Origin of the sequence: Streptomyces sp. NPDC001668, assembly GCF_042893155.1 — a bacterium.
GTDB lineage: Bacteria > Actinomycetota > Actinomycetes > Streptomycetales > Streptomycetaceae > Streptomyces.
Window position 1 is genome coordinate 214,846 of record NZ_JBIAUQ010000012.1, and the last position, 12,008, is coordinate 226,853.

The 12,008-nt window shown below is 72.3% G+C and carries 10 protein-coding genes; 4 read left to right on the plus strand and 6 right to left on the minus strand.

The features are described 5' to 3' along the window. Positions 1 to 45: 45 nt before the first annotated feature. From ACFYZ8_RS31380 to rsmH, 3 genes are all read right to left on the minus strand, one after another. Entirely contained in the window at positions 46 to 2,022 is a 1,977-nt protein-coding gene (locus ACFYZ8_RS31380; RefSeq protein WP_388541583.1) for a peptidoglycan D,D-transpeptidase FtsI family protein, read from the minus strand. Between the two features lie 5 nt (positions 2,023 to 2,027). Continuing rightward, positions 2,028 to 2,588, minus strand: coding sequence for a hypothetical protein (locus ACFYZ8_RS31385; RefSeq protein ID WP_388541580.1), 561 nt, complete (start codon positions 2,586 to 2,588; stop codon positions 2,028 to 2,030). A gap of 61 nt (positions 2,589 to 2,649) precedes the next feature. Further along, positions 2,650 to 3,606: a 16S rRNA (cytosine(1402)-N(4))-methyltransferase RsmH gene (gene rsmH, locus ACFYZ8_RS31390; RefSeq protein WP_359029443.1), complete on the minus strand. Its 957-nt coding sequence runs from the start codon at positions 3,604 to 3,606 to the stop codon at positions 2,650 to 2,652. A gap of 376 nt (positions 3,607 to 3,982) precedes the next feature. Here rsmH and ACFYZ8_RS31395 point away from each other — a divergent pair, with 376 nt between their 5' ends. The 4 genes from ACFYZ8_RS31395 (at position 3,983) to ACFYZ8_RS31410 (ending at position 9,636) form a co-directional block, all read left to right on the plus strand. Next, positions 3,983 to 4,588 (plus strand): beta-class carbonic anhydrase, encoded by a 606-nt coding sequence (locus tag ACFYZ8_RS31395; protein WP_388541576.1) that lies wholly within the window; start codon positions 3,983 to 3,985, stop codon positions 4,586 to 4,588. Positions 4,589 to 4,826: 238 nt separating this feature from the next. Next, positions 4,827 to 5,861 carry an AAA family ATPase gene (locus tag ACFYZ8_RS31400; protein WP_359029441.1) on the plus strand — a complete coding sequence of 345 codons (1,035 nt, stop codon included), beginning with the start codon at positions 4,827 to 4,829 and terminating at the stop codon, positions 5,859 to 5,861. After that, complete coding sequence (locus ACFYZ8_RS31405) at positions 5,861 to 7,228, plus strand: DUF58 domain-containing protein (RefSeq protein WP_388541573.1); 1,368 nt, start codon at positions 5,861 to 5,863, stop codon at positions 7,226 to 7,228. Before ACFYZ8_RS31400 ends, ACFYZ8_RS31405 begins: the two co-directional genes overlap by 1 nt. Next, on the plus strand, positions 7,228 to 9,636 hold the full coding sequence (locus tag ACFYZ8_RS31410) for a DUF3488 and DUF4129 domain-containing transglutaminase family protein (RefSeq protein WP_388541570.1): 2,409 nt from the start codon (positions 7,228 to 7,230) through the stop codon (positions 9,634 to 9,636). The genes ACFYZ8_RS31405 and ACFYZ8_RS31410 overlap by 1 nt, the downstream gene beginning before the upstream one ends. Before the next feature lie 112 nt (positions 9,637 to 9,748). Here the strand turns inward: ACFYZ8_RS31410 and ACFYZ8_RS31415 are convergent, their stop codons facing one another. The 3 genes from ACFYZ8_RS31415 to ACFYZ8_RS31425 form a co-directional block, all read right to left on the minus strand. Further along, positions 9,749 to 10,144, minus strand: coding sequence for a DUF3040 domain-containing protein (locus tag ACFYZ8_RS31415; RefSeq protein ID WP_053846972.1), 396 nt, complete (start codon positions 10,142 to 10,144; stop codon positions 9,749 to 9,751). A gap of 277 nt (positions 10,145 to 10,421) precedes the next feature. Further along, a complete protein-coding gene (locus ACFYZ8_RS31420) occupies positions 10,422 to 11,192 on the minus strand; it encodes a methyltransferase (protein ID WP_388541567.1) in 771 nt (256 codons plus the stop codon). 154 nt (positions 11,193 to 11,346) lie between these two features. Beyond that, positions 11,347 to 11,916, minus strand: coding sequence for an SAV_6107 family HEPN domain-containing protein (locus ACFYZ8_RS31425; RefSeq protein WP_388541564.1), 570 nt, complete (start codon positions 11,914 to 11,916; stop codon positions 11,347 to 11,349). Positions 11,917 to 12,008: the final 92 nt, after the last annotated feature.

The window sequence follows — 12,008 nt, forward strand, 5'->3', positions numbered from 1 at the left end:
GAGGTGGTTCCTGGTGGCCTTTCCGAGGTGCTGATGCCCTGTATGTCAGGGCGTGTAGGTGACGGGCAGCTTCGCGGCCTTCGCGCCCGTGGGCGGGACCTGCAGGGTCTTCAGGGCGAACTCCATGACCTGCTTGTAGACGGGCCCGCAGATCTGGCCGCCGAAGTAGCTGCCGCTGGTGGCGTTCTGGATGGCGCAGTAGACGGTGATCCGGGGCTGGTCGGCGGGCGCGAAGCCGGCGAACGACGAGGTGTAGCCCTTGTACTTGCCGGTGGCCGGATCCACGCGGTTGGCGGTGCCCGTCTTGCCCGCGACCCGGTAGCCGGGGATGCGCGCCTTGGTGCCGGTGCCCTCCTCGTCGTCCACCACCGACTCCAGCATCTGGGCCAGCGTCTTGGCCGTCCTGGCGCTGACGACCCTTGTCTCCTTGGGCTTCGCGGCGGGCGTGAAGCGTCCGTCGGGTCCCTTGGTGCCGCGTACGAGCGTGGGTTCGACGCGGACGCCGCCGTTGGCGATCGTCGAGTAGACGGACGCGGCCTGCATCGCGTTGAGGGAGACACCCTGGCCGAAAGGAATCGTGTACTGCTGCGAGGTCGACCAGTCGGCGGGCTTGGCGAGGATGCCCGGGGTCTCGCCGGGGAAGTCGAGCCCGGAGTAGCGGCCGAGGCCGAACTTGCGCAGGTAGGAGTAGAGGACCTGGTTGGCCTGCGCCTGGGTCTTGCCGAGCTGGCCGGTCGCCAGGATGGTGCCGATGTTGCTGGACTTGGCGAGCACGCCGTTGAGCGTGAGGTACCAGGTCTCGTGGTCGATGTCGTCCTTGAAGAGGCGGTCGCCGCGGTGCAGCCGGTTGGGCACGATCACATGGGTGAGCGGGGTGGCGACGCCCTGCTCCAGCACGGCGGCCATCGACATGACCTTGGCGGTGGAACCGGGCTCGTAGGCGTCCTGGAGGGCCGCGTTGCCCATGTTGACCGAGCTCGCCCTGGACAGGTCGTTCGGGTCGAAGCCGGGCGAGTTGGCCATGGCGAGGACCTGGCCGGTCCGGGTGTCCTGCACTATCACGTACCCGCGGTCCGCCTTGGACTTGCGCACCTGGTCGGTGATGGCCTGCTGGGCGGCCCACTGGATGTCGCGGTCGATGGTGAGCTCGACGTCACTGCCGGGCACGGCCGGGGTCTCGGTGGAGCCCACGGTGGGCACCTGGCGGCCGCCGGACTGGGCGTAGCGGATCTTGCCGTCCTTGCCGGCCAGCAGGGAGTTCAGCTGCTGCTCGACACCGCCGCCGCCCTTGCCGTCGGCGTTGACCCAGCCCAGTATCCCGGCGGCGAGATCGCCGTTCGGGTACACGCGCTTGGTGGTCGGCACCGACAGGACGCCCGCGAGCACGTTGGCCGTGCCCGGGTCGGTCTCGCTCTTGGTGGCGAGCGCGGTCCTCAGGTCCTTGATCTGCTTCCAGACCTGCGGGGTCTGCCGGTTGGCGAGCAGGACGTAGCGGAGCTTCTTGTCCTTGGGCCGCAGCTTGCTGACGATCGTCTCCTGCTCCTGCCCGAGGATCGGGGCGAGCAGGGCGGCGGCCTGCTCGGGACCGTCGTCGATCTTCAGCTGCTTGCGGGTGAACAGCGTGGGGTCGGCCGTGATGTCGTACGCGTCCTCGCTGGTCGCGAGGGACACGCCGTCCCGGTCGGTGATCCCGCCGCGCTCGGCGGCCAGCGTGTAGCCGACGTACCGGTTCTGCTCGGCCTTGGCGGCGTACGTGCTCGCGTCGACGGCCTGCACCTGGAGCAGCCGTACGACGAAGGCGGCGAGCACCAGTGTCAGCGCGAGGCCGACCAGGCGCAGCCGGGGGCGGGGACTGCCCAGGCGGATGGTCTTGGGTGCCGTGGCGCGGGGCGGCGCGGGGCGGCGGGCCGGGCGGGCGCCCGGACCCGGGCGTGGCCGGCCGGAGGGGCGGGCGGAGCGCTCGGGGCGGGCGGGTCCCGGCACGCGGCGGCGCGGCGGTTGCCTGCCGAAGTCGTCGGACACTTCCGTCACCTGCCGGGGGTCGGGGTCGTGGGGGGCGTGATGTCCGTAGGGACGGCCTCGGGGGTCTGGACGACGGTCTCCGCGGGAAGGGGGCTTGCCGTCGGGGTGGGGCTGGCGGTCGGCGTCGGCACGGCGGGGTTCTCGAACGCCTCGGGTGCGAGGACGAGCGGCATCCGCAGGGCGGCCTGTTCGGCGCCGGAGGCGGGGGACGGGACGCCCTTGACGGTGCCGTCGGGGTCGAGGAAGGCCGGGTCCCCGCCGGGCACCATGCCGAGCTCATGGGCCCGGCGCACCAGGGCGTCGGGTGCGGAGTAGGCGTCGATGTCCCGCTGCAGGGCCTGCTGCTCGTCGGTGAGGCTCTTGGTGTCCTTCTGGAGGTCGGTCAGCTTGAACGACCCTTCGCTGAGCGCGGAGTTCAGCACCAGCAGCCCGATGAGGCCGCCGCCGAGGAGGAGGACCACGAGGAGCACGAAGGGGGTGCGGGCCGCCTGTCCGGGGCTCGCCGTGCCGGGGAGGAGCCGCGCGAGACGAGCCGCCCTCCCCCTGAGTTCGGGTTTCCTGCTCACACACCCTCCAGTGAGTTCGGTTTCCCAACCCACCCACGAGGCTCACGCGCCTCACGCCACTTCACTCGATGTCCTCCCTGATGCGCTCGGCGCCCCTGCAACGCGCCGGTGCGGCCCGCCGGTTCTCGGCGATCTCTTCCTCGGTGGGAAGTTCGGCACCGCGCGTGAGCAGCTTGAGCCGGGGCTGGTAGCGCTCGGGGACGACGGGCAGCCCGGGTGGGGCGGTGTTGGCGGCGCCGGCCGCGAAGACCTGCTTGACCAGCCGGTCCTCCAGCGAGTGGTACGACAGCACGGCGATCCGGCCGCCCACCGCGAGCGCCTTCACCGCGGCCGGGATCGCCCGCTCCAGGACGGCGAGTTCACCGTTGACCTCGATGCGCAGGGCCTGGAAGGTGCGCTTGGCCGGGTTGCCACCGGTGCGCTTGGCGGCCTGCGGCAGAGAGTCCCGGATCAGCTCGACGAGCCGCGCGCTGTTGGTGAACGGCTCCTTGTCGCGCTCGCGCACGATCGCGGACACGATCCGCTTGGCCTGCTTCTCCTCGCCGTACGCCCTGAGGATCCGGACGAGTTCGCCCGGCGGGTAGGTGTTGAGGACCTCGGCGGCACTCATACCGGTCGTCTGGTCCATGCGCATGTCGAGCGGGGCGTCCTGGGCGTAGGCGAAGCCGCGGTCGGCCTCGTCGAGCTGCATGGAGGAGACCCCGAGGTCGAAGAGGACGCCCTGCACGCGCGCGATGCCGAGCCGGTCGAGGACGTCGGGGAGTTCGTCGTAGACGGCGTGCACGAGGGTGGCGCGCTCACCGAAGGGCGCGAGCCGCTCGCCGGACAGGCGCAGGGCCTCCTTGTCGCGGTCCAGGGCGACCAGCCGGGCCTCGGGGAACCGCTGGAGCAGGGCCTCGCTGTGGCCGCCGAGACCGAGCGTGCAGTCGACGACCACCGACCCGGGCCGCTCGAGAGCGGGGGCCAACAGGTCCAGGCACCGCTGGAGCATCACCGGGACGTGTCGACTCTGGCTCAAGGGGCCCTCTCAGGTCCGGCGCGGGCCGTACGCACCGCCGGGTCCCCGCGCCCTCCCCCAGCTTCACTGGAGGCCCCGGTGACGGGGAGGCCTGCCGGCGCCGGAAGCGTCAGCCGACCGGGAGCGGGAGGAGGCCGAGCCGTACGTACGCGCCGCGCACGTGGGAAGATCTCCGGAAAATCGCCGGGGTCTCCGGGGAAAGTCCAGCAGGGAGGCCTGGCCTCCCGCTTCGCGTCACTTTAGTCCACGGTGTCTCGCGGTCAATCAACCGGCCTGCGCGTCGCGCACCGGCGCGGACCCGATGCCACGAAAGACCGGAAAACACCCGTTCGGGTGCACCCGATCCTCTTGTGGGGTACCTCACACAGAAGGCGTGATGACGCTCTTTTTCCCTTCTCACCGCAGGACCGCGAGGACGGTGACCAGTAACGTCATGGTTATGACGACTTCCGCATCCGTACCCACCGAAGGCGCCATATCCCGCGACGGCGCCGTGACCGACCGCCTGGTCGACGCCAACCAGCGGTACGCCGCCGCGTTCACCGACCCCGGGATGGACGCCCGCCCGGTCCTGCACGTCGCCGTCGTGGCGTGCATGGACGCCCGCCTCGACCTGCACGCCGCGCTCGGCCTGGAGCTCGGCGACTGCCACACCATCCGCAACGCGGGCGGTGTGGTCACCGACGACGTGATCCGCTCGCTGACCATCAGCCAGCGCAAGCTCGGCACCCGCAGCATCGTGCTCATCCACCACACCGGCTGCGGCCTGGAGGCGATCACCGAGGACTTCCGCTCCGAACTGGAGATGGAGGTGGGCCAGCGTCCCGCGTGGGCCGTGGAGGCCTTCCGGGACGTCGACCAGGACGTACGGCAGTCCATGCAGCGGGTGCGCACCTCGCCGTTCCTGCTGCACACCGACGACGTGCGCGGGTTCGTGTTCGACGTGAAGACGGGTCTGCTGCGCGAGATCGACCCCGCGTAACCGGCTGCCGCAGCTGTCGTTTCGCTGTTGATTTCGGCCCCGAGGGTACTCGGAACACCGTAAACCCGACATAGTGCAGCCAGTTGTCCACAGTCGAGTGACACGAATCGGTAACGGCAGCAAGAATGCGGGTGGGGCGTCGCGCGGAACCTTTCCCGCGTGGTGTCCGTGATTCGGGGTGGGCCGGTTACGCATCACAGAGCGTCGGCCCGGAAAGTTTCGGGCCGAGGAGGGCCGGGTGACCACCTATGACGATCGATCGAGCCTCACTGATCTGACCGCCGTCGTCGAGCGGGTTCGCAGTTCGGTGGAGGGCGTGATCGAGGGGAAGCCCGAGGTCGTACGGCTTTCACTGACCGTGCTGCTCGCCGAGGGACATCTTCTGATCGAGGATGTCCCCGGCGTCGGCAAGACCATGCTGGCCAAGGCGCTCGCGCGGTCCATCGACTGCTCGGTGCGCCGCATCCAGTTCACCCCCGACCTGCTGCCCTCGGACATCACGGGCGTGTCCATCTGGGACCAGCAGCGCCGGGACTTCGAGTTCAAGCCGGGTGCGATCTTCGCCCAGATCGTGATCGGCGACGAGATCAACCGTGCCTCGCCCAAGACCCAGTCCGCGCTCCTGGAGTCGATGGAGGAGCGCCAGGTCACCATCGACGGGCAGACCTACGAACTGCCCAGCCCCTTCATGGTGGTCGCCACGCAGAACCCGGTCGAGATGGAGGGCACCTACCCGCTGCCCGAGGCCCAGCGCGACCGTTTCATGGCCCGGGTCTCGGTCGGCTACCCGAGCGTGGAGGCCGAGCTGCAGATGCTCGACATCCACGGCGGTGTGAGCCCCCTGGAGGACCTCCAGCCGGTGGCGCACGCCCACGACATCGTGAAGCTCATCGAGGCCGTCCGCGGTGTGCACGTCGCCGAAACGGTCCGGCGGTACGCCGTCGACCTGGTCTCCGCCACGCGCACCCACCCCGATCTCAGACTCGGCGCCTCCCCGCGCGCGACGCTGCACCTGCTGCGCGCCGCCAAGGCCGCCGCCGCCCTCAGCGGCCGGGAGTTCGCGCTGCCGGACGACGTGCAGGCGCTCGCCGTGGCCGTCCTCGCCCACCGTCTGCTGCCCACCGCCCAGGCCCAGCTGAACCGGCGCACCGCGGAGCAGGTCGTGCAGGAGATCCTCCAGCGCACCCCGGTCCCCGCCGCGCCCCAGCAGGGCGGCCTCGGGATCGGTCGCCCGGCGCCCGCGTATCCGCAGCAGCCGCCGCGGAGCCTGTGATGTCCACCGGGGTGCCCTCGGCCGGCGGCCCCGAGGCCGACCGGGGCGACAAGGGCGGGGTCCGCACGGCACTGGCCGGTCTGACCACCCGGGGCCGCTCCTTCTTCGCCGCCGGAATAGCCGCGGCCATCTGCGCGTACGTCCTCGGCCAGAGCGACCTGCTGCGGGTCGGCCTGCTCCTTGCCGTACTGCCCCTGGTGTGCGCCGGCGTGCTCTACCGCACCCGCTACCGGGTCGCGGGCAGCCGCAGGCTCTCCCCCGCGCGCGTGCCGGCCGGCAGCGAGGCCCGCGTCCATCTGCGGATGGACAACGTCTCACGGCTGCCCACCGGCCTGCTGATGCTCCAGGACCGGGTCCCCTACGTCCTCGGCCCGCGCCCCCGCTTCGTGCTCGACCGCGTCGAGCCGGGCGGCCGCCGCGAGGTCTCCTACCGCGTCCGCTCCGACCTGCGCGGCCGCTATCCGCTGGGCCCGCTCCAGCTGCGCCTGACCGACCCGTTCGGGATGTGCGAACTGACCCGCTCCTTCTCGACGTACGACACCCTGACCGTCATCCCGCGCGTGGAGGCGCTGCCGCCGGTGCGGCTGAGCGGCGAGGCCAAGGGGTACGGCGACGGACGGCAGCGCTCGCTCGCGCTGGCCGGCGAGGACGACGTGATCCCGCGCGGTTACCGCTACGGCGACGACCTGCGCCGGGTGCACTGGCGCTCCACCGCCCGCTACGGCGAGCTGATGGTCCGCCGCGAGGAGCAGCCCCAGCGCGCCCGCTGCACGGTGCTCCTGGACACCCGGGGTCTCGCCTTCGCGGGCGCGGGCCCGGACTCGGCCTTCGAGTGGGCCGTCTCGGGCGCCGCCTCCGTCCTGGTCCACATGCTCGAACGGGGCTTCTCGGTAAGGCTGTTGACGGACACCGGCAACGCGGTGCCCGGTGAGGGCGCCGACGGATTCGCTGGCGCGAGCCAGGGGACCGCGGACGCGGCCGGGCTGATGATGGACACGCTCGCGGTGATCGACCACTCCGACGGCACGGGCCTGTCGCGCGCGTACGACGTGCTGCGCAGCGGGAACGAGGGGCTGCTGGTGGCGTTCTTCGGCGACCTCGACGAGCAGCAGGCCGCGGTGGTCGCCAAGATGCGCCGGCGCAGCGGGGGCGCGCTCGCGTTCGTGCTCGACAGCGAGAGCTGGGTGCGGGAGCCGACCGATGTGCCCGGACCGTCGCAGGAGCCCGAGGAGCGGCTGCGGATGCTGCGCGAGGCGGGCTGGACGGCTCTGGGGGTGCCCCGGGGCGCCTCGCTGGAGGAGCTGTGGCGGCTCGCGGACCGTGAGCGCATGGGCGTCGGTGCGGCCGGCGCCGGGGAGGCGTCGTGATGAGCGGGCGGGCGCGACTGGCGCTGTGCGCGTGGGCGGCCACGCTGATGGCCGCGTGTGCCCTGCTGCCGCTGGTCGAGCCGGTCACCTGGATCGTGCAGGCCGCCTTCCTGCTCGGGGTGCAGACGGTCGTGGGCGCGGTGGCGCGGCGCATCCCGCTGGCCCGTCCGCTGACGGTCGCGGCCCAGGCGCTCGTCACGCTGGTCATGCTCACCCTGATCTTCGCCCGTGACCACGCCTTCCTGGGGCTGATCCCCGGGCCGGGCGCCTTCGTGCACTTCGGGGACCTGCTCCGGCAGGGCGGTGACGACATCGCGCGGTACGCGATCCCGGCGCCGCTGGAGTCCGACGGCATCAAGCTGATGGTCCTCGGCGGTGTCCTGATCGTCGGGCTCGTGGTGGACACCCTCGCGGTGACCTTCCGCAGCGCGGCCCCGGCGGGTCTGCCGCTGCTCGCGCTGTACTCCGTCGCCGCGGGGCTGTCCAACGGCCACAGCGACTGGCTCTGGTTCCTGGTCGCGGCGATCGGCTACCTCATGCTCCTGCTGGCCGAGGGACGCGAGCGGCTCTCGCAGTGGGGCCGCGTCTTCGGCGGGGCGCCACGCTCCCCGGGCATCGACTCCGGGCCGGTGGCACCGGTGCGCACCGGCCGGCGGATCGGCGTGGCGAGCCTCGGCATCGCCCTCGTGGTGTCGGCCACCCTGCCCTCGATGAACGGCGGCCTCCTGGACGCCGCCGGGGCGGGCGTGGGCGCCGGGAACGGCAATGGGGGCACGATCTCCGCGGTGAACCCGCTGCTCTCGCTGCGCGACAGCCTGAACGTGGACGAGGACCGCCAGGTCCTGTCCGTGCGGACCCAGAGCAACGACACCTCCGACCTGTACCTGCGGATCGTCTCCCTGGACGACTTCGACGGCCGGACCTGGAAGCCGTCCAAGCGGTCCATCGGCGCCGTCCCCAAGGACTTCCCCACCCCGATCGGCCTCGGCTCCGACGTCAAGCGCACGGAGGTCGAGACGACCATCTCGGCGGCGAGATGGTACGAGCAGAGCTATCTGCCGATGCCCTACCCGCCCAGCGGTGTGAAGGTCGGCGGCAACTGGCGCTACGAGCCCGAGGGCATGGCGCTCGTCGGCGACCACGGGCAGAACACGCGCGGGCTGACGTACGACGTGAAGAGCCTGGACGTGGAGCCGACGGCCGAGCAGCTCGCCGCGGCGCCGGCCCCGCCTCCGGCCATCGAGCGCGAGTACACCGACCTGCCCGACTCGGTGCCGGCGGTGGTGGCCAAGACCGCGCGCGAGGTCACCGCGGGCTCGAAGAACCACTACGAGCAGGCGGTCGCGCTCCAGGACTACTTCGCGGTCACCGGGGGGTTCGAGTACGACACCCAGGTGGAGGTCGGCGACGGGCCCAACGCGATCGCCAACTTCCTGCGGGACAAGCAGGGCTTCTGCGTCCACTTCTCCTTCGCCATGGCGGCGATGGCCCGCTCCCTGGGCATCCCGGCCCGGGTCGCGGTGGGATTCGCGCCCGGCACCCCGCAGGCGGACGGCTCGGTGTCGGTGGGTCTCAAGGACGCCCATGCCTGGCCCGAGCTGTACTTCGAGGGCGTGGGCTGGACCCGCTTCGAGCCGACCCCGACCCGGGGCACGGTGCCCTCGTACACCGTCCCGGACGCCACCGGCAGCGTGGACCCCGGTGTGGCGCGGCCGTCCGCGGGGTCGTCCACGGCACCGTCGGCCTCGGCCTCCGCGAGCGAGAACTGCTCGCCCCAGCTGCGGAAGCTGGAGGCCTGCGACAGCGCGTCCCCGGCGGCCGCGGCGGCCAAGGGCGGTGGCGGCCCCTGGTGGGCGGTACAGGGCCAGTGGTGGTACCTGAAGCTGCTGTTCTGGGTGTTCGTCGGGCTGGTCGTGCTGTTGATCCCCCTGGCGCCGATGCTGTGGCGGCTGCGCACCCGCTCGGTGCGTCTGGGCGGGCACGGCCGCAGTGACGCGGGTGCCGCCGCGCACACCCTGGCGGCCTGGCAGGAGCTGACCGACACGGCGTGGGACTTCGGGATCCCGCCGGACGACTCGCAGACGCCGCGCAAGGCGGCGGCGCGGATCGTACGGCTCGGGCATCTCGATCCGACGGCGGCGGCCTCGGTGCACCGGGTGGCGGACGCCGTGGAGCAGGTGCTCTACGCCCCGCACCCGCGGCCGACGGCCGGCCTCGCCCGGGACGTGTACCGGGTGATCGGCGGGCTGCGCGGCTCGGTCAGCCGGGGCACGCAGGCGCGTGCGCTGCTCGCCCCGCGTTCCGTCGCGAGGGCGGCGTGGGCGGTCTCGCAGTGGTGGGCCGGGACGAGGGCGCGCGTGGTGGCGGCCCGGCCGACCCTGCGCAAACCGTCCGGTCAGGAAGGCTGAAAGAAGCCCCACCGGGGTGAGGACATGGATGAGGGGGTGAGCACCCGGCTGGGTGCTCACCCCCTCAGAACATCTGCGAGAGCTGCTGGTGACGACCGCGGTGCCGGGCCTGCTACTGGCCGCCCTGCTCGTCACGGCGCTTCTGCCAGCGCTGCTCGATCCGGTCCATCATCGAGCGCTTCTGGCGTCCCTGGCGACGGGCGTGCGGTGCGCCCGCGGCGGGCTGCTCGCCCGGCTTGGGGGCCTTGCGCCAGCCGGTCACGGCGAGAACCGCGCACCCCAGCATGACGAGGAAGCCCACCACGCTGAGCCACACCTGCTTGGCGACCATACCGGCCATGAGGAGCGCGATACCCACGAGGAAGCCGGCGACCGCCTGGTAGACCCGCCGCCGGGTGTACGTACGCAGCCCGCTTCCCTCGAGCGCCGACGCGAACTTGGGATCTTCGGCGTACAGCGCTCGCTCCATCTGCTCGAGCATGCGCTGCTCGTGCTCCGAGAGCGGCACGGAGTCCTCCTCATCGTGCAGTCGCCGGGGCGACTCGGGGGGTCCCTTCAGGATAGGCAGGGAATCGCCCCCGTGAAACCCGCCCCTCTGCGCCAATTGGCCAACCGGATTCCGCCATGAACGCTCCGGCTGCTGAATCTTGTCATTCCCCAGCGGCCGTCCCGTCATGCCGGGCGGTCTCCCTCGATCATACGGCGCTGAGGACGCGATCGGGGGGCCTGTGGCGCACTCCATGTGCCGGCAAGTACCTGATCAGCACTACGGCGCATGAGGCGGCTCAGGCCCCGGTGGCCTCTCGCGTCTCACCGAGCACGTGAAGCTGTGTGGCCACGGAGTGGAAGGCGGACAGCTCGGCCGCCGCCTCCTCCAGCTTCAGCAGGGCTTCCAGGGCACCGGGCTCGGTGTCCACGAGCGCGCCGGGGACGAGGTCGGCGAAGACCCTCACACCGTGCACGGCGCCCACGGCGAGGCCCGCGCCCTCGACGAGCGCGGTGAGCTGGTCGGCGGTGAAGCGACGCGGCACGGGGTCGCCGTCGCCCCAGCGGCCGTTCGGGTCGTCGAGCGCCTGCCGGGCCTCCTTGAAGTGGCCGGCCAGGGCCCGCGCGAGCACGGCGCCGCCGAGTCCGGCCGCGAGCAGGCTGAGGACGCCCTCGGGGCGCAGGGCGGCCACCACGTTGCGCACGCCCTCGGCCGGGTCGTCCACGTACTCCAGGACGCCGTGGCACAGGACCACGTCGTAACCGCCGCGCTCGACCACGTCGAAGAGGCCGTGGGCGTCGCCCTGGACCCCCCGCACCCGGTCGGCGACGCCCGCCTCGGCGGCGCGGCGCTCCAGGGCGAACAGCGCGTTGGGGCTGGGGTCGACGACGGTGACCTGATGGCCGAGGCGGGCCACGGGCACCGCGAAGTTGCCGCTGCCGCCTCCGGTGTCGAGGACGTCCAGCGCCTGGCGTCCCATGGCCTTGACCCGGCGGTCGAGGGTGTCCTGGAGGACCTCCCAGACCACGGCGGTACGGAGAGCGGCGCGGGGTCGCAGCGGGTCCGACACGGCAGTTGACTCCTCGGCGCGGATGGGAAGGCTTCAGGCGCCCTCCACCCTATTGCCTCCGGTACCCCACCTGGTCACTCCGGTGCCGTGGCCGGCCGCTCGTCTCGTACGGCGGACCTCAAGGCTCCCGGCGGTCCGGAGCGCGGCACGCCGGTCACCCGGCGTCCGGAAAGTCGCGGTCGGTGCCGTGGCCGCTCTCCGCCGGCCCCTCCGCGTCCTGGCGGGGCTGGGGGAGGACCGGCTGGAGCACCAGCATCCGCTCGACAAGACGCAGGAACATCGCCACGTCACGTATGAGGTCGTCGGCGTCCCTGCGGCTGGCCGCGCCCTGGATGCCGGCCTCGGCCCGGGCGCGGCGCCGGGCCCCGGAGGCGAACAGCGCGCTCCACTCGGTGAGCTCCGGCGCTATCTCGGGGAGCACTTCCCAGGCGCTCCGGATCTTGGCGCGGCGTCGGGGGGTGGGCTCCGGACGCCCCCGGGCGGCGAGCACGGCGGCCGCGGTGCGCAGGGCGGCGAGGTGGGCCGTGGCATAGCGCTCGTTCGGCGTCCCCAGCGCCGAGGCCTCGTCGAGGCCCGCGCGGGCCTGGGCGAGCAGGTCGAGGGCGGCGGGCGGGGCCGTCGCCCGGCGCAGCACGGGGTGTACGTCGCTCGCCGGGCCGGTCAGTGAGGGGGCAGGGCCGGTGGCGCGGCGCCGACGGGCGGCGGCTGCGTGGTAGCTGGCCATGACGAACCTCCTGTCGTCTGGTTGACGGCATCTCCCGCTACGGAGTGCCGTATGTGCCCATCGTGAGGTATGCCACTGACAATCCGTTCTGA